This is a genomic window from Streptomyces sp. NPDC007346, assembly GCF_040703535.1.
Lineage (GTDB): Bacteria > Actinomycetota > Actinomycetes > Streptomycetales > Streptomycetaceae > Streptomyces.
On the sequence record NZ_JBEYKR010000013.1, the window covers coordinates 46,548 to 64,012 of the forward strand.

Consider the following 17,465-nt stretch of genomic DNA (forward strand, 5'->3'; position numbering starts at 1 on the left):
ACCGGCCTACGGTGGCCGACATGGGAGCGGCGGTGGAGCTGGACGCGGGCGGACGAGCGGTGAGGCTGTCCAACCCGGACAAGGTGTACTTCCCGGAGAAGGGCTACACCAAGAGAGACGTGGCCGAGTACTTCCTGGCCGTGGGCCCCGGGATCACCCGTGCCCTGAACCACCGGCCCACCACGCTCCAGCGCTTCGTGGACGGGGTGGAGGGCGAGTTCTTCTACCAGAAGCGCGCCCCGAAGAACCTCCCCGAGTGGATCCCCACCGCCACGATCGCCTTCCCCAGCGGCCGCCCCGCCGACGAGCTCTGCCCCACCGAACTCGCCGCCGTGATCTGGGCCGCCAACCTCGGCACCCTCACCTTCCACCCCTGGCCGGTCCGGGCAGGGGACACCGACCACCCCGACGAGCTGCGCATCGACCTGGACCCGCAGCCCGGCACCGACTACGCCGACGCGGTCGCCGCCGCCCACGAGCTGCGCTCCGTCCTGGAGGACCACGGCGTACGCGGCCGGCCCAAGACCTCCGGCGGGCGCGGGATGCACGTCTTCGTCCCCATCGAGCCGGCCTGGACCTTCACCGAGGTCCGGCGCGCCGCCATCGCCGCCGGGCGTGAGCTGGAGCGGCGGATGCCCGAGCGGGTGACGACGGCCTGGTGGAAGGAGGAGCGCGGCGAGCGGATCTTCGTCGACTTCAACCAGACCGCCCGCGACCGCACGATCGCCTCCGCCTACTCCGTACGCCCCTTCCCGCACGCCCCGGTCTCCGCGCCGCTGCGCTGGGAGGAGATCGACGACGCCGAACCGCGCGACTTCGACATCCGCACGATGCCGGGGCGGTACGCCGAACTCGGGGACGTCCACGCGGACATGGACCAGGAGGCGTTCCGGCTCGACGGGCTGCTGGAGCTGGCCGACCGGGACGAGAAGGAGCGCGGCCTCGGGGACATGCCCTACCCGCCGGAGTATCCGAAGATGCCCGGCGAACCGAAGCGGGTCCAGCCCAGCCGGGCCCGCCACGACGACGAGGGCGGGACGGCGTGAGCGGGAGGGGCGAGGAGAACGGGTACGGCGGGAAGAGCGGGCTCGGCAAGGGGGGCCGGGGCGCCGAGGAGAACGGGAGCCGCGCGGAGGGCGACAGCTCCGAGAGGGGCGGGAGCAGCCAGCGGCACGGCGCCCACGGGCGGCCGCTCACCCTCCGCGAGCGCTGGGAGGCGTACAAGCACAGCCCCTTCCTCCCCGCGACCGTCATCGTCCTCATCATCGCCGCCGCGGCCGGTCTCTTCGCCGGCTCCTACACCTACGCGATGGCCAACCCCACCCCGCACCGCATCCCGGCGGCGCTGGTCACCCAGCCGGAGCCGGAGCGCGGCAAGGAGTTCGTCGCCGGGATGGAGAAGGCGCTCGACGCCTCGCTCGAACTGCGCGAGTACCCGGACGTGGCGGACGCCCGCCGCGCCCTGGAGGACCAGAAGGTGTTCGCCATCCTGCACACGTCGGGGGACGGGCTCGCGCTCGACGTGGCCAGTGCCTCGGGGGCCACCGTGGCCGAGGTGCTGGGCGAGGCGGGGCTGAAGGTGGGCGACGCCACCGGGGTCGAGGTCACCGTCCGGGACGTCAAGCCGCTCCAGAAGGGGGACCCGCGCGGGCTCGCCCTGTTCTACATCTCGCTGGCCGCCGTCATCATGGGCTTCCTCGGAGCGATCCAGCTCAGCGTCCACGCCAACGGCCTCGACCCGGCCGAACGGATCGCGTTCACGGTCGCCTACGCCCTGCTCGGCGGGTTCACCATCGCCGCGGCCGTGGACTGGTGGCTGGGGGCGGTGCACCTGCCGTTCGTGCAGTCCTGGCTGATCCTGGCGTTCACGATGTTCACCTCGGGCATGGTCTTCAGCATGTTCAACACCCTGATGGGCCGTTGGGCGATGATCCCCACCTGGGGCGTCATGGTGCTGCTCGGCAACCCGTCGTCCGGCGGTGCCGTCTCCTGGCCGCTGCTGCCCTCCCTCCTCGGACACATCGGCCGCTGGCTGCCGCCGGGCGCCTCCGTCAACGCCCAGCACACCGCCGTCTACTACCAGGGCCACCAGTTCGTCTTCCCCTACCTGGTCCTGGCCGCCTGGTCGCTGGTCTCCTGCACCGTCTTCTGGGTGTGGCGCCACCAGCACCCCGGAGGCCGCGCCCGCACGCCGGAGCATGCGGCCACGGCCTCCTGAGAGCGCGCGACCTACGGCCTACAGCTCCTTGATGCGGATGTCGCGGTACGAGATGACGTCCGTGACACCGTGCACCTGGAGCCCGATGTGACCGGAGGCGAACCGCCGGCCGTCGGTGCCCGGGTCGTCGTCGCGCGGCGGCTCGAAGAGCCGGCCGCCGGTGTTGTCGAACTCGTTGATCAGGACACCGTTGCGGTAGATCTCGTAATGCTGGTCCACCACCTTGATCTCGTAGTCGTTCCAGGTGCCCTTGGGCGTGACCCCGGCGCCGCCGAGACCCACCCGGTCGAATCCGTAGACCGAACCGGTCTTGTACATGTCGCCGTCCGGCCGGTCGTTGACCTGGATCTCATGGCCGTACTTGATGGCGACCCACTCCGGGCGCGACTCCTCCGGGTGGTCGTGGACCTTCGGGAAGCGGACGAAGACCCCGCCGTTGGCGTTGCCGGAGCCCGGGGCGTCGTCCCGCCACTGGAGCTTCAGCGAGAAGTCACCGTAGGCGCGGGTCGGGAACCAGAGCATGCCCATGCCGTCCACCGTGGTGGAGCTGGTGATCGAGCCCTCCTCCTCGTTCAGCCCGAACGCACCGCCGCCCACGTGGCTCCACTTGGCGAGCGAGGACGCCGTGCCGTCGAAGAGCTTGGTGTACCCCTCGGACTGGCCCGGCTGCCCGATGCCCGACTGCTTGGCGGCCTGGTTGATCGCCCTGCGCTCGCGCTGGTCGATCACACCGTCGGCCTTGAGCCTGTCGAGCACCGACGTCACGTGCTTGAGGAACAGCGCGTGGGAGGACCAGTCCTTCTCGTCCTCGATCAGCTCGTTGATCGTGCAGCGGTTGCCGGTGATCCGGTTCGGGACGCCCGTGTCGACGGTGCCGACGAAGACGGTGTGCCGCTCGTCGAACTCCGCGCAGTTCGGCGCCGGGACCCCGCCGCCCTGGGCGACGGTGAACGACACCCGCCGCGCCTCGGAGGTGTTGCCCGCCTTGTCCGTGGCCCGGTGCGCGACCGTGTGGTGGCCGACCCGGTCGACGATCACGGGGGAGGCGTACGCGAGGTAGGGGCCGCCGTCGAGCGAGTACTCGACCTTGTCCACGCCCGAGTCGTCGTCGGTCGCGGTGATCGTGGCCCTGGCGCTGGTGATGAAGGCGCCGTCGGAGTTCTTGTCCCCTTCCACCTTCACCGAGGTCTCCGGCGCCGTCCTGTCCTGGGACGGCGGCTCGACGACGGTGAACGCGACGCTCGCCTCGTCCGCGACGTTCCCCGACCGGTCGGTGGCCCGGTAGCGGACGGTGTGCTCGCCCACCTCGTGGACCATCACCGGAGCGGTGTACGGCTGCCACTGCCCGTCCGCGCCGATCGCGTACTCGATGGTGTTGACGCCGGACCCGGTGTCGGACGCGGTCACGGTGACCGTGGCCATGCCCAGGTACGCGCCGTCGGCGTCCTGTTCACCCGACACGGTCGCCGAGGTCTCCGGCGGGGTCTCGTCGTCGGTCGGCGGCGCGGCGACCGCGAAGTCGACGGACTTCTCCGCCGCCGCGTTGCCCGCCTTGTCGGTGGCCCGGTAGCGGACCGTGTGGTCGCCGACCTCGTCCACCACGACGGGCGCGGTGTACGGCTGCCACTCGCCGTCGGCACCGAGTGCGTACTCGACGGTGTCGACGCCGGAACCCTCGTCGGCCGCCTCGACGGTGACGGTGGCCTGGCCGATGTACGCGCCGTCGCCGTTCCGGTCGCCGTCGACCTTCGCCGAGGTCGCGGGGGCCTCGGTGTCCTCCTCGCCGCCGCCCTCGGTGACGGTCAGGATGCCCTTCATGTCGCCGTGGCCGGGGATCGTGCAGTGGTAGAAGTACGTGCCCGGCGTCAGCGTGACCTCGACGCTGTGCCTGCCGCCCTCGGCGTCACCGGGGTTGGCCAGGATGTTCAGCTGGACGTCGTTGTTGTGCTCCGGGTCCGAGACGCCGAACGTCAGCGTGTGCGGCATGCTCGTCGTGTTGCCGGTCGCCGTGCTGTTCTCGAAGACGATGGTCGCCCTGCCGGCCACCGCCGTCTCGGGCGCGGTCAGATAGCGGTCGATGGGGTCGCCCGCGGTCCAGGTCAGCACCTGGTCGGCGGCCTTCCGGCCAGGGGCGTCGCCGCCCTTGCCGTACGCGGCCGTCGACGTCAGCCCGAGGACCATGACGAGGGAGGCCAGCAGGGCCACCCAGAAACTGGGCGGCCGGTGCCGCCGCCGGGCGAGGTACGTGGGGTGTCTCACTTGGCTGCCGCCTTTCCGGCCAGGTCCTTGACGGCCGGAGTCGCCCCGCCGCCCTTGTAGGTGACGCGCCACAGCGCGGACCGGGAGTCGGAGGTGAAGAAGCCGCGTCCGTAGTCCAGGACGTAGAGCGAACCGTCCGGTGCGAACCTCCAGTCCATGAGGTTGCGGATGCCGTCCGCGCCGACCGGGATGATCTTCTTCAACGACTCGGCGTGCGTGGGCAGTCCGCCCTTCCCGACGGTCTTCGGGTCGGTGATCACCGCGTGGCGCGGCTGGGTGTCGTCGTAGAAGTCACCGACGAACCACTTGCCGTCCCAGTACGCGGGCCACTTGTCGGCGGAGTCGCTCTGCGCGTCGTAGCGGTAGACCGGCCCGTTCATGGTCGCCTGGCCGCCGCCCTTCAGCCAGGGCAGCAACTCCCTCTGCTCGTCGGCCTGGTAGCTGGGGACGCCGTCGGCGTCGCGCGGGTAGTCGACCCCGCCGCCCTGCGGCGAGTACCAGATGGTGTTGGGGGTCACCGGCGGCAGCTCGACCAGGCCGTCGTTGTTCGGCGACTCGTTCTTCGGGGCGTCGCAGTCGTACCAGTCCAGCGGCTTGCTCGGGTCGGGCAGATTGCGGTCCCGGTAGGGCTGGTTGTTGCCCATGCAGAACGGCCAGCCGTGGTTGCCCGCCTTGGTGATCGCGGCGAACGTGTCGTACTTCGCCGGCCCCCAGGTGGTGGAGGCTGCGCCCGCGTCGGGGCCGACCCAGCCCGCGTACAGCGTGTCGGTGGAGGGGTCGATCGAGATCCGGGCCGGGTTGCGCACGCCCATCACATAGATCTCGCCCCGGGTCTTGCCGCCGCCCTCGTCCGGCTCGTCGCCGGTGAAGAGGTTGCCGGCGGGCAGGGTGTAGGTGCCGTCGTCCTCCGGGTGGATCCGCAGGATCTTCCCGTTCAGGTTGTTGGTGTTGCCCGAGGTGCGCCGGGCGTCGGCGAAGGAGACGCCCTTGAAGTTGGGCTGCGGGTTGTTGCCGGAGTAACCGTCGCTGAAACCGGAGGAGTTGTTGTCACCGGTCGCGATGTACAGGTTGCCCTTCGAGTCCCACGCCATGCCGCCGCCCGCGTGGCAGCAGCTGTGGATCTGCACCGGCCAGTCGAGCAGCACCTTCTCGGAGGCCAGGTCCAGCTCGTTCGCCGCCGAGTCGAAGGTGAAGCGCGAGACCTGACGCACCGCCATGTGCGTGTCGCGGTCGATCTTCGCGTGCGGCGTGTAGTGCAGATAGACCCAGCCGTTGGAGGCGAAGTCCGGGTCCAGCTCGATGCCGAGCAGCCCCTCCTCCACCTTCACCAGCTCGTCGCCGCCGCCCTTGTTGCCGAAGACGTCCAGGGCGCCGGCCAGGGTGGCCTCCCCGGTCTTCGGGTCGTAGACGTGGATCTCGCCCCTGCCCTTGCCGATGTCCGGGTCGTCCCAGTCGGTGACGACGGGCACGGAGCTGTCGGCGCCGCCGCGCCCGATGTAGAAGACGCGCCCGTCCGGGGCGGTCACCAGGCCGTGCGGTTCGCCGATCTGGTCGTTCTGTCCGGGCTGGTTGGGCCGGGTCAGGCGCTCGGCGGTGTAGTTGGCGGTGATGGTCGCCGTGCAGTCGGCCTGGGAGGTCCGGTTCGTCCAGGCGAGCGCGCCGCGCAGATGGTCGCGGAAGTCGGTCTCGGCGAAGCTGTCCGCCGTACCGCCCATCGCCGTGTAGAAGGAGCGTCCGCCGTCGTAGTCGCGGCACCAGGAGACCGGGTGGTCCCAGCCGTTGCCGCTCGCGCCGGGCGCGTACGTCAACTCCCGCACCCGCGCCACCGTGTGCACGTCACCGGAGGGATTCTCTGACCAGTTCAGCCACTTGTCGGGGCGCTTCCACTCCAGCGGCAGGTTCTTGGTGGCCGGGTGGACCCGGTCGCCGATCTCGACCGTGGCCCGCTGCACGGCGCTCGGGCTGTCCGCCGCCGGGCGGGCGCCCACCAGGCCGGTGAACCAGTCCGAGTACGGCTCGGTGCGCGCCGCGTCATGGATGCCGAGGAAACCGCCTCCCGCCTCCATGTACGCCTCCAGGCCCGCCTCCTGCTCCGGGTCCAGGACGTCACCGCCGCCGGTGAGGAAGACGACCGCGTGGAAGGAGCCCAGCCGCTTGCCGTTGGTGAAGACCTTGGGGTCGGCCGTGGCCACGGTGGTGAACCGCCCGGCCTCGGGGCCGGTCTGCCCGATCTTCTCGATCGCCGCGATCCCGGCGTCCGTGTACGGTGCCTCGTCTTCCGCCGAGGCGTGGAAGACCAGCACCTTGACCTGGTCCGCGGCGCCCGGCGGTGACGGCAGGGACAACGTTGTCGCCATCTTCTCGACCAGGGCCCGGTCCGGCGACGTGTCCGCGTTGGCCGGGCCTCCCGCGCTCAGCAGGGAGACGGTCAGTGCGCCGGCCGCCACGACCGCCGCGAGGCCGCGTCGTGATCTGGACCGGTGATGTGATGCGCGCTGCATGTGGTCACCCACCCCTTCGTGGTCACTGCACCTCTCGGTGACTGTCGGATCGCCAACACTTCTTCGGTTCCTCGGTGTTGACCGGTTCTTCTGTGCCGGCTGTCCCCGTGTCGACTGCGACAGCGCACGAAGCTAGACCTCTTTTCGCGGCCCGCCAATAGCTATGGCAGCAATCGCACGAACTTTGTCCTGGGTGTGGATAAACGCTCGCCCCCCGGCTACGGTGTGGCCCGTTCCGGGGTCGCCTCTGGGCCCCTCCCGTCTCCGCGGACCGCCAGTTTCCTTATCGCAGTGGGGAGTTCGACATGGACCGAAGGACCTTCAGCCGGCGGATGCTGGTCGGTGGCGCGGCTGCGGCGGCGACGGGTGTGACATCGTTGTCACTGGGTGCGGTGGAGGCCCGCTCGGCGGAGAACCCGCCCCGCACGGCACCGGCCGGGGGAGTGGTGCGACGGCTGAAGATGTACGCCGAGAAGCTGCCGGACGGCCAGCTCGGCTACGGCTTCGAGAAGGGCAGGGCCTCGATCCCCGGCCCCCTCATCGAGCTCAACGAGGGCGACACGGTCCACATCGACTTCGAGAACCTCACCGACGTCGACGCCAGCCTCCATGTCCACGGCGTCGACTACGACATCGCCAACGACGGCACCCGGATGAACAGGAGCCACGTCGAGCCCGGCGGCACCCGTACGTACACCTGGCGCACCCACGCCCCGGGCCGCCGGAAGGACGGCACCTGGGAGCCGGGCAGCGCGGGCTACTGGCACTACCACGACCATGTCGTCGGCACGGACCACGGCACCGGCGGCATCCGCAAGGGGCTCTACGGGCCGGTCGTCGTGCGCCGCAAGGGCGACATCCTGCCCGACAGGACGTTCACGATCGTCTTCAACGACATGACGATCAACAACAAGGCCGAGCACAACAGCACCAACTTCGAGGCCACGGTGGGCGATCGGCTCGAAGTCGTGATGATCACGCACGGCGAGTATTACCACACCTTCCACATCCACGGGCATCGCTGGGCCGACAACCGGACCGGGATACTGACCGGTCCCGACGACCCCAGCCGGGTCGTCGACAACAAGATCTGCGGGCCCGCCGACTCCTTCGGCTTCCAGTTCGTCGCGGGCGAACGGGTGGGCGCGGGCGCCTGGATGTACCACTGCCACGTCCAGAGCCACTCCGACATGGGCATGGCCGGGCTGCTGCTGATCAAGAAGCCGGACGGCACGATCCCGGGCTACGAACCCCACCATGCGGCGGGCGGGGACGCGAAGAAGGACGCCGGGGACAAGGCCTCGGAGAACGAGGCCTCCGCGGACAAGGGCGCGGCGGAGCACCAGCACTGACCCCCGGTCACCGCGGGCGGGCCAGCCGCAGCTGCTCCTCCTCGACGATCCGCCGGGCCAGCTCACCGTCGGACACGTCGACGGCGTCCGGCGCGGCCTCGGCGAGATCGCTGCGCCGGGCGTACGCGTCGAAGAGCCGGTCCTTGCGGGCCAGCAGCTCCACCATGCGCTGGTCGACGCTGTCCGCCGCCAGCAGCCGGTGCACCTGGACCGTGCGCACCTGCCCCATCCGGTGGGCGCGGGCGACGGCCTGGTGCTCCAGCGTCGGCTTGATCTGCGGCTCGCACAGGATGACCACCGAGGCGGCCTGCACGTTCAGTCCGGTGCCCCCGGCCTGGATCTGGCTCAGCAGCACCGCGTGCCCGTCCACCGCGGAGAAGGCGTCGACCAGCTCCTGCCGCCGGGCGGCCGGGACGCTGCCCGAGACCGGTCCGAACGCCTCCGGTCCCAGCGCCTCGCCGACCGTGGCCAGCACCTCGCGGAAGTAGGAGAAGACCACGGCCTTCAGCCCGTTGTCCCGTGCCTCGTCGACCAGTTCGCGCAGCCGCTCCAGCTTGGCGGAGGTGGCGGGCACCGCGTACGCGGCCCGGCGCATCCGCATGAACTGCCCCGACGCCACCGCCTCCTGGTACGCCTCCAGGTCCCCGGCGCTGAACTCCTCCCACTCGTCCACGTGCACCAGCGCCGGGAGTTCGGCGAGGACGTCCACCTGGTTGCGGCGCAGGTAGGCGGGGGAGACCGCCCGGCGGAAGGCCTGCGAACCGGCCGCCCCGTGCGTGGAGGACACCACATCGGCCAGATCCGGGCGGAGTTGGCGCACCAGGCTGCGGAACTCCTCCACTCGGTTCTCCATCGGCGTCCCGGTGAGGAACAGGACGTGGTCCGCGCGCTCCGCCCACCCGGCGACGGCCTGCGCCCGGCGGGTGGCGGGGTTCTTCACGAAGTGGGCCTCGTCCACGACCAGCATCGCCGGGGCGACGGTGGTCTCCTCGGGGAGGGTGCGCAGCGCGTCGAACGTGGTGAGGGCGACCCCGCCCTCGGTCCGCCACTGCGCGAACGCGTCCAGTCGCTCCGCCCCGTGCACCGGCAGGGCCCGCAGGGTCGACCGGGCCCGGATCTCCCGGTCCCAGTTGATCAGCACGCTCGCCGGGCACACCACCAGGAAGTGGCTCGCGCCCCGCGCCGTGAGATGGGCGAGGGCGGCGATGGCCTGCACGGTCTTGCCGAGCCCCATCTCGTCCCCGATGACCACCCGCTTCTGCGCCAGCGCGAAGCGCGCCCCGAACGACTGGTAGCCGCGCAGCGAGACCCGCAGCCGCGTGTCGTCGAGGCGCAGCGCCCGCACCCGGTCCGCGATCCCGGCGGGCAGGAACCCCTCGGCGGCGTCCCGGTCCGGGCCGCTGCCCGACAACTCGGCGAGCAGGCTGTAGAACTCGGCGGACCGCAGCTCGAAGTCGACCCACGCCCCGGCCTCCGGCTCCGGCGCCCGCAGCAGGTCGACCGAGACCTGGCCGAACAGCATCGGCAGGCCCTGGTCGGCCGCCTCCGTGAGCGCCGTACGCAGGGCGGCCACGGCGTCGAGCACCCGGGTCCGCGTCCGTCCGCCGGTGAACAGCATCCGCAGCCTGCTCCCGGCCGGCGCGGCGGCGGCCACCAGGGGCTCCAGCCGCTCGTCCAGCCGCTGGGCCGCCTCCACCGCCCGCCGCGCGTCCGGACCGGCCTCCACCAGCCGGTGCAGGGCGACGACCAGCGCGGTCGTCGCCTCGTCGGGGGCGTCCATGTCGATCCGTACGGAGACGGTCTCGCGCACCGCGCCGGCGATCTGCCCGGCCGCCGCCAGCGCCTGATCGGCGGTGTGCGCCCCGACCCCGGGGATCAGCCGGAGCGCGTGGCGGGCGGTGCCGTGGACCTGCCCGACGGTCGCGAAACCGGCCTGTTCGAGGGCGCCGAGGCGCAGCCGGCCCTCCGTGACGTCCTTGAGCCGGGAGACCGGGATGGCGGCCAGCTCCCGGTCGACCAGCGAGCCGAGGAGAGGGACGAGGACGGTCCGTACGGTGTCGACGGCGCGGGCGTGGTCCTCGCGTACGGCGCGGGCCCGGCCCAGCAGGCCCTCCGCCTCGGCCACCAGCTCACGGGCGGCCCGGCCCGTGGCCGCGGGGCGGGCGGCCCTGGCCCCCGTGTCCGTCATCGTCGCTCTCGCCGCCATCGGAAAGTGGTCTTCTCGCCGTACGCCGCCATCGTCCCACGGCCCGCCGACAGGCCCCCGTGTCCCGGCCCCACAGCCCGGTCGGCCCCGCGCGGACTGCGGTTGTCAGTGGCCGGTGCGAGACTCGACGGGACAGGGAACAGCCCCCCGCCGCGCGTGCGGGGCCACGGGATCTGCTGAAGGAGCGCACACCATGCTCAACCCCGCCTTCCCCGACGGAGCACCCAACTGGGTCGATCTCGGCACGCCCGACGTCGAGGGGGCCGCCACCTTCTACGGCGGCCTCTTCGGCTGGGAGCTCGTCCCCGGCGGCGACGAGGTCGGGGGGTACGGGATGTTCACCCTGGACGGCCACACGGTGGGCGGTGTCATGGCGGTCCCCGAGGAGCAGTCCTCCAGCGCCTGGTCGATCTATTTCCAGTCGCCCGAGATCAACGCCACCGCCCAGCTGGTGACCCGGTCCGGCGGCCGTTCCGCCTTCGCGCCGATGGAGATCCTCGACTACGGGCGGATGGGTGGCTTCACGGACCTGGCCGGGGCCTATTTCGGGGTGTGGCAGCCGCAGCAGAACCCCGGCCTCGGCGTCATCCAGCAGCCGGGCTCGTTCCTGTGGGCCGAGCTGTACACCCCGGACGTCCCGGCGGCGGCCAGGTTCTTCGCCGATGTCTTCGGCTGGAAGGCCGAGCCGCTGAAGGTGGAGGGCACGGACTACGTCTACACCACGGTCCACCCCGCGGGCACCGGCCCGGAGCTGTCGTTCGGCGGCCTGGTCACGATGAGCGACGTCCCGGCCGAGGCCGCGCGCGGACCGCACTGGCTGCCGTATTTCGCGGTCGAGGACGTGGAGGCGGCCGTGGCCGCCGCGAAGCGGCTCGGCGGGGCCGAGTCGCTGCCGCCGATCGAGGTGCCGGGCGTCGGCACGATGGCCAACGTCATCGATCCCTTCGGTGCGGTCTTCGCACTGATGAAGCCCCAGCCGAGGCAGTAGCGGGCCGGCGGCGGACCGCGCCCGACGGCCGCCGCGCCCGGCGATTGATGAATCGTTGATCGGTCGTTTATCGCGGGCAGGCACCGTATGTCCCATGCTGATCAATACGGTGACCGAGGACGCGCTCGACTGGCAGGAGACCGCGCTCTGCGCGCAGGCCGGACCCGAGTTCTTCTTTCCGGCCCCGGGCAGTTCGACGCGCGAGGCCAAGCAGCTGTGCGGCGCCTGCGAGGGGCGCGTGGCCTGCCTGGAGTACGCACTCGCCAACGACGAGCGGTTCGGCGTCTGGGGCGGGCTCTCAGAGAAGGAGCGCGAACGGCTGCGCCGGGAAGAGCGCGGCCGGGCCTGAACCACCGCTCCCGGACCCGCCGGACCTCCGCCGTCCGCCCGGAGCGGGACCGGCCCGCCCGCCGGCGCCCCTGCCTGCCGGCCGGGGCGCCGACGGAGCGGGCCGAGACGTACGACGCGCGGGGCAGGGCCGTACGCGGTGAGGCCGGGCGGGCCCGCGCCGGCCACCGGGACCCGCCGCCGCACGCCGTGGCCCTGCTCGTCGGAGCCACTGGAGTTGGACGGTACGGACGGCGTACGCGGAGGTCACCGCGGTGGCATGACGCCGGGTGCGCTCAGCCGCGGTCGCGCGCGAGCATGCGCGCCTTGCGGGCGGCGAGCCTCTCGTCGAACTTCGACGCCTCGCTGTCCAGCCCGCCCATGTACAGGCCGAGCTCCTCCTGCGCCTTCATGCCCTCCGGGCCCAGCCCGTCGATGTCCATGACCTTCAGGTAGCGCAGCACCGGCTGGATCACGTCGTCGTGGTGGATGCGCATGTTGTAGATCTCGCCGATCGCCATCTGCGCGGCGGCCCGCTCGAAGCCGGGCATGCCGTGTCCGGGCATCCGGAAGTCGACGACGACGTCGCGCACGGCCTGCATGGTCAGGTCCGGGGCCAGCTCGAAGGCGGCGCCCAGGAGGTTGCGGTAGAAGACCATGTGCAGGTTCTCGTCGGTCGCGATCCGCGCCAGCATCCGGTCGCAGACCGGGTCGCCCGACTGGTGGCCGGTGTTGCGGTGGGAGACGCGGGTGGCCAGCTCCTGGAAGGCGACGTACGCGACGGAGTGCAGCATCGAGTGCCGGTTGTCCGACTCGAAGCCCTCCGCCATGTGGGCCATGCGGAACTGCTCCAGCTTGTCCGGGTCGACGGCGCGCGAGGTGAGCAGGTAGTCACGCATCACGATGCCGTGGCGGCCCTCCTCGGCGGTCCAGCGGTGCACCCAGGTGCCCCAGGCGCCGTCGCGGCCGAAGAGGGAGGCGATCTCGTGGTGGTAGCTGGGGAGGTTGTCCTCGGTGAGGAGGTTCACCACGAGCGCGATCTTGCCGATGTCGGTGACCTTGGACTGGTCCGCCGCCCACGCCTCGCCGTCCTCGAAGACGCCGGGGAAGTTCCGGCCGTCGGAGAAGGGGACGTACTCGTGGGGCATCCAGTCCTTGGCGACCTTGAGATGGCGGTTGAGTTCCTTCTCCACCACCTCTTCCAGCGCGTACAGCAGCTGGGCGTCGGTCCACTCCTTCGAACTGCCGAGATGGGGAGAGGTGATCGTCACGGGGAGCTCCTGGGGACGGGAGAATTACCTACGGCTTCGTAGGTTACGTGACCGTAGGTTAAGGCGACGGTAAGGGCAAAGCCAAGCCCGTCCCCGCTGGCCCCCGATCACCTACCGTCATGCGTGCAGCTCACGGCCGTCCTCCGCGGGCCCCGGCGGGCCTCGGGGGCGTCGTCCTGGGTCTTCGCAGGTCACAGGGGCCCCTCGGGCAGGCCGAGATCCCGGCGCAGATACCGGGCGGTGACCGAGGTGCGGTCCGCCAGCAGCTCCTGCGGCGTCCCCTCGAAGACCAGTTCACCGCCGTTCCTCCCGCCGTCCGGGCCGAGGTCGATCACCCGGTCCGCCCGCTTGAGCACCTCCAGGTTGTGCTCGACGCAGATCACCGTGTTGCCCGCGTCGACCAGCCGGTCCAGCAGATCCACCAGCGCCCCCGTATCGGCCAGGTGCAGCCCGGTCGTCGGCTCGTCCAGGACGTACACACTGGAGGTCCGGTGCAGCTGGGTGGCGAGCTTGATCCGCTGGCGCTCGCCGCCCGAGAGCGTGCTGAGCGGCTGCCCGAGCGTCAGGTAGGTGAGGCCGACCTCGTCGAGCGTGCGCAGCTTCCGCAGCAGCGCGCGGTCCTCGAACACCCCGATGGCCTGCGCCGCCGTCATCTCCAGGACGTCGACGATGGACCGGCCGCCGACCCGGTGGGCCAGTACGTCGTCGTGGAACCTGCGGCCCTCGCACTCCTGGCAGGTCGTGGTGACCGGGTCCATGAACGCCAGGTCGGTGGAGATCACCCCACGCCCCGAGCAACCCGGGCAGGCCCCGGCGGAGTTGAAACTGAACAGCCCCGCGTCGACTCCGTTCTCCCGGGCGAAGACCTTGCGGATGGTGTCCAGTGCGCCGATGTACGAAGCCGGGGTCGAGCGGGAGGAGGCGGTGATCGCGCTCTGGTCGATGACCACCGCCTGCGGGTGGGCCGCCGTGAACACCTCCGACACCAGCGTCGACTTGCCCGAACCCGCCACGCCCGTCACCACGGTCAGCACCCCGGCCGGGAACGACACGTCCAGCCCCTTGAGGTTGTGCAGATCGGCGCCCCGGACCGGGAGCAGACCGGTGGGGGAGCGGAACTCGCCCTTGAGCGGCGTGCGTCGGCGCAGGCACCGGCCGGTGAGCGTGTCCGCCTCCCGCAGCCGGTCGAACGTCCCCTCGAAGACGACATGTCCGCCCTGGGACCCGGCCCGCGGCCCCATGTCGACGATGTGGTCCGCGACCGCCATCACGTCCGGGTCGTGCTCGACGACCAGCACGGTGTTGCCCTTGTCGCGCAGCCGCACCAGCAGATCGCCCAGGAGCCCGACGTCGCGCGGATGCAGCCCGACGCTCGGCTCGTCGAAGACGAAGGTCAGCCCGGTCAGCGAACTGCCCAGGTGCCGGACCATCTTGAGCCGCTGCCCCTCGCCGCCCGAGAGGGTGGTCGTCTCCCGGTCCAGGCTGAGATAGCCCAGCCCGATCCCCACGAGCCGCTCCAGCCGCTCGCGGGCCGCCGCCGCGATCGGGCCGCCCACCGGATCGTCGATCCGGGCCAGTACGCCGACGAGATCGGCCACCTCCATCCGCCCGTAGTCGGCGGGCGAGAGCCCGTCGACGCGGGTGGCGAGCGCCGCGGCGTTCAACCGCGCCCCATCGCAGGAGGCGCAGACCCGCTCGACGGTGAACCGGGCCGCCGCCTGGCGCCGCTTGTCCGACAGCGATGCCGTGTCGCGCTGGAGATAGAGCCGGTTGAACCGCTCCACCACCCCCTCGAACCGCATCTCCGCCGAGGCCGTCCGCATGTCGACCCGGACGGTGAACCCCGAGCCGTGGAGCAGCAGCCGACGCTCCTCCTCACCGAACTCGGACAGGGGCAGGTCGTTGTCGAACCGCCCCGACCCGCCGTACAGGCTCCACTCCCAGCTGCCCACCGAGAGGCCGGGCAGCAGCAGCGCCCCCTCGTTCAGCGACTTCGACCAGTCCACCGCCCGGTCCAGGTCGAGCCGGACCGTACGCCCCACTCCGTCGCACTCCGGGCACATCCCCGCCGGGTCGTTGAAGGAGTACGCACTCGCCCCGCCGGCGCTCGGGGTGCCGTACCGGGAGAACAGCACCCGGATCACCGACCAGATGTCCGTCGCCGTGCCCACGGTCGAGCGGACGTTGCCGCCCAGCGGCTTCTGGTCGATGACGACGGCCACCGACAGGTCCTCCATGGACTCCGCCCTGGGCCGCTCGTACTTGGGCAGCCGGTTGCGCAGGAACGAGGTGAACGTCTCGTTCAGCTGCCGCTGGGACTCCACGGCGATCGTGTCGAAGACGACGGACGACTTCCCCGAACCGGAGACCCCGGTGAAGACGGTGATCCGGCCCTTGGGCAGGGTGAGGGAGACGTCGCGCAGATTGTTCTCGTGCGCTCCGGTGATGACGATGCCGCGCTCGGTGGGGCGGTGGCCGCCGGTGGCGGGCGTGTGCTCGGTGCCGTGATCCATGTCCGTGACGCTAGGCGCGATACCCGACAGCTTCTGTCGCCTTTTCCGGCGGATCCCGCACGGCCGCTCACCGCCCCGCCCGCACCTCCCGCGCCGTGGTGTCCCGCAGCTCCCCGTCCAGCCGCAGCCACCGGGTGATCCCGATCGACTCCAGGAACGGCACGTCGTGGCCGGCCACGATCAGCGCCCCCTCGTACGCCTCCAGGGCCTCGGTCAGCCGCCGTACGCTCGCCAGGTCGAGGCTGTTGGTCGGCTCGTCGAGCAGCAGCAGCCGGGGCGCCGGGTCCGCCAGCAGCAGCATCGCCAGCGTCGCCCGGAAACGCTCCCCGCCCGACAGGGTCCCGGCCGGGTGATCGGCGGCTCCGCCTTTGATGAGGAAGCGGGCGAGCCGGGCCCGTACGCCGTTGTCCGTCAGGCCGGGCGCCGACCGCTTCACGTTCTCCGCCACCGACAGCCCGTCGTCCAGCGTGTCCAGCCGCTGCGGCAGGAAGCCCACCGGCAACGGGGTCGTGGCCTCGCCGGAGAGCGGCAGGAGGTCGCCCGCGATCGTCCGCAGCAGCGCCGTCTTGCCCGCCCCGTTGCGCCCGGTCAGGGCGATGCGCTCGGGCCCGCGTACGGTCAACTCCCCGCGCAGCGGCGGCCCGTAGGGCGGTACCGTCTCCCGCAGGAGCAGCACCCCGCTCCCCGGATGCACGCGGGTCGTCGGCAGCTCGATACGGATCTCCTCGTCCTCGCGCACCGCCGACTCCGCCTCGTCGAGCCGCTCCCTGGCCTCCGCCAGCCGTTCGGTGTGCAGGATGCGGTGCTTGCCGGCCGACTCCTGGGCGGACCGTTTGCGCTGGCCCATCACCACCTTGGGCTCCCGCTTGGTGTCCCACATCTTCTGCCCGTAGCGCCTGCGCCGGGCCAACTTCATGTGAGCCTCGGCCAGTTCGCGCTTCTGCCGCTGCACATCCGACTCGGCGGCCCGCACCATGCGCTGCGCCGCCTCCTGCTCGACGGCGAGCGCCTCCTCGTACGCCGACAGGTTCCCGCCGTACCAGGTGACCGAGCCCTCCCGCAGATCCGCGATCCGCTCGACCCGCTCCAGCAGCTCCCGGTCGTGGCTCACCACGAGCAGCGCCCCCGTCCAGGCGTCGACCGCGTCGTACAGCCGCCCGCGGGCGACCGCGTCCAGGTTGTTCGTCGGCTCGTCCAGCAGCAGCACCCCCGGCCGGGCCAGCAGCAGGGCCGCCAGCCGCAGGAGCACGCACTCGCCGCCGGACATCTCCCCGACGGTGTGGTCCAGGCCGATCCGCCCGAGGCCGAGCCCGTCCAGGGTGGCGCGGGCCCGCTGCTCCACGTCCCAGTCGTCGCCGATCACGGTGAAGAGCTCCTCGCGTACGTCACCGGCCTCGACGGCGTCGATCGCCGCGCGCCGGTCCGCGATGCCCAGCACCTGGTCGACCCGCAGCGCGGTGTCCAGGGTCACGCTCTGCGGCAGGTACCCGAGCCCGCCACGGGTCCTGATCCGCCCCTCCAGCGGGGCGAGTTCACCGGCGATCAGCCGCAACAGGGTGGACTTACCGCACCCGTTGAGCCCGATCAGGCCGGTGCGGCCGGGGCCCACGGTGAGGTCGAGGCCGGAGAAGACCTCGGTGCCGTCGGGCCAGGAGAAGGAGAGGGAGGTACAGCTGATGTGGGTGTCGGACGCAGACATACGGATCTCCCGTGTACGTCGGGGAAGTGAGCTGAGGACGGCTGACGAGCTGAGATCGCACACGGGCGCCTCGGCCACGGCGGGGCGTGGCGGCGCTGCACGGTGCGGGGGACCTCAGATCAGCAACGTCC

The 17,465-nt window shown here is 71.5% G+C and carries 11 protein-coding genes; 5 read left to right on the forward strand and 6 right to left on the reverse strand.

Translation table 11 applies throughout. From position 1 onward, the window contains the following. The first annotated feature begins 20 nt into the window (after nucleotides 1-20). Nucleotides 21-1,046 (forward strand): non-homologous end-joining DNA ligase, encoded by a 1,026-nt coding sequence (ligD, locus tag AB0917_RS06725; protein WP_366818393.1) that lies wholly within the window; start codon nucleotides 21-23, stop codon nucleotides 1,044-1,046. Beyond that, nucleotides 1,043-2,218 carry an ABC transporter permease gene (locus tag AB0917_RS06730; protein WP_366818394.1) on the forward strand — a complete coding sequence of 392 codons (1,176 nt, stop codon included), beginning with the start codon at nucleotides 1,043-1,045 and terminating at the stop codon, nucleotides 2,216-2,218. The genes ligD and AB0917_RS06730 overlap by 4 nt, the downstream gene beginning before the upstream one ends. Nucleotides 2,219-2,236: 18 nt before the next feature. Here the strand turns inward: AB0917_RS06730 and AB0917_RS06735 are convergent, their stop codons facing one another. Both AB0917_RS06735 and AB0917_RS06740 read right to left on the reverse strand, forming a co-directional pair. Next, on the reverse strand, nucleotides 2,237-4,477 hold the full coding sequence (locus AB0917_RS06735) for a family 16 glycoside hydrolase (RefSeq protein ID WP_366818395.1): 2,241 nt from the start codon (nucleotides 4,475-4,477) through the stop codon (nucleotides 2,237-2,239). Then, nucleotides 4,474-6,978 (reverse strand): ThuA domain-containing protein, encoded by a 2,505-nt coding sequence (locus tag AB0917_RS06740; RefSeq protein WP_366818396.1) that lies wholly within the window; start codon nucleotides 6,976-6,978, stop codon nucleotides 4,474-4,476. Before AB0917_RS06740 ends, AB0917_RS06735 begins: the two co-directional genes overlap by 4 nt. 305 nt (nucleotides 6,979-7,283) lie before the next feature. Here AB0917_RS06740 and AB0917_RS06745 point away from each other — a divergent pair, with 305 nt between their 5' ends. Further along, nucleotides 7,284-8,330, forward strand: a complete 1,047-nt coding sequence (locus AB0917_RS06745) for a multicopper oxidase domain-containing protein (protein WP_366818397.1) — start codon at nucleotides 7,284-7,286, stop codon at nucleotides 8,328-8,330. 7 nt (nucleotides 8,331-8,337) lie between these two features. Here AB0917_RS06745 and AB0917_RS06750 read toward each other — a convergent pair whose 3' ends face one another. Further along, nucleotides 8,338-10,518 carry a DEAD/DEAH box helicase gene (locus AB0917_RS06750; protein ID WP_366818398.1) on the reverse strand — a complete coding sequence of 727 codons (2,181 nt, stop codon included), beginning with the start codon at nucleotides 10,516-10,518 and terminating at the stop codon, nucleotides 8,338-8,340. 211 nt (nucleotides 10,519-10,729) lie between these two features. On the opposite strand from AB0917_RS06750, the gene AB0917_RS06755 reads away from it, so the two are divergent. Together AB0917_RS06755 and AB0917_RS06760 are read left to right on the forward strand one after the other, a co-directional pair. Further along, nucleotides 10,730-11,524 (forward strand): VOC family protein, encoded by a 795-nt coding sequence (locus AB0917_RS06755; RefSeq protein ID WP_366818399.1) that lies wholly within the window; start codon nucleotides 10,730-10,732, stop codon nucleotides 11,522-11,524. A gap of 94 nt (nucleotides 11,525-11,618) precedes the next feature. Further along, nucleotides 11,619-11,873, forward strand: coding sequence for a WhiB family transcriptional regulator (locus AB0917_RS06760; RefSeq protein WP_366818400.1), 255 nt, complete (start codon nucleotides 11,619-11,621; stop codon nucleotides 11,871-11,873). Nucleotides 11,874-12,147: 274 nt separating this feature from the next. On the opposite strand, the gene AB0917_RS06765 is transcribed toward AB0917_RS06760, so the two are convergent. From AB0917_RS06765 to AB0917_RS06775, 3 genes are all read right to left on the reverse strand, one after another. Then, complete coding sequence (locus AB0917_RS06765) at nucleotides 12,148-13,122, reverse strand: acyl-ACP desaturase (RefSeq protein WP_366818401.1); 975 nt, start codon at nucleotides 13,120-13,122, stop codon at nucleotides 12,148-12,150. 191 nt (nucleotides 13,123-13,313) lie between these two features. Beyond that, entirely contained in the window at nucleotides 13,314-15,635 is a 2,322-nt protein-coding gene (locus tag AB0917_RS06770; RefSeq protein WP_366818402.1) for an excinuclease ABC subunit UvrA, read from the reverse strand. A 67-nt stretch (nucleotides 15,636-15,702) separates the two neighbouring features. Continuing rightward, entirely contained in the window at nucleotides 15,703-17,334 is a 1,632-nt protein-coding gene (locus tag AB0917_RS06775) for an ABC-F family ATP-binding cassette domain-containing protein (RefSeq protein ID WP_366818403.1), read from the reverse strand. Nucleotides 17,335-17,465 lie beyond the last annotated feature (131 nt).

Bases quoted from the DNA above. Each gene is read 5' to 3' on its own strand.
- AB0917_RS06775 (WP_366818403.1), bottom strand. From the start codon at position 17,334: ATGTCTGCGTCCGACACCCACATCAGCTGTACCTCCCTCTCCTTCTCC.
- AB0917_RS06755 (WP_366818399.1), top strand. From the start codon at position 10,730: ATGCTCAACCCCGCCTTCCCCGACGGAGCACCCAACTGGGTCGATCTC.
- AB0917_RS06745 (WP_366818397.1), top strand. From the start codon at position 7,284: ATGGACCGAAGGACCTTCAGCCGGCGGATGCTGGTCGGTGGCGCGGCT.
- ligD (WP_366818393.1), top strand. From the start codon at position 21: ATGGGAGCGGCGGTGGAGCTGGACGCGGGCGGACGAGCGGTGAGGCTG.
- AB0917_RS06770 (WP_366818402.1), bottom strand. From the start codon at position 15,635: ATGGATCACGGCACCGAGCACACGCCCGCCACCGGCGGCCACCGCCCC.
- AB0917_RS06750 (WP_366818398.1), bottom strand. From the start codon at position 10,518: ATGACGGACACGGGGGCCAGGGCCGCCCGCCCCGCGGCCACGGGCCGG.
- AB0917_RS06740 (WP_366818396.1), bottom strand. From the start codon at position 6,978: ATGCAGCGCGCATCACATCACCGGTCCAGATCACGACGCGGCCTCGCG.
- AB0917_RS06760 (WP_366818400.1), top strand. From the start codon at position 11,619: ATGCTGATCAATACGGTGACCGAGGACGCGCTCGACTGGCAGGAGACC.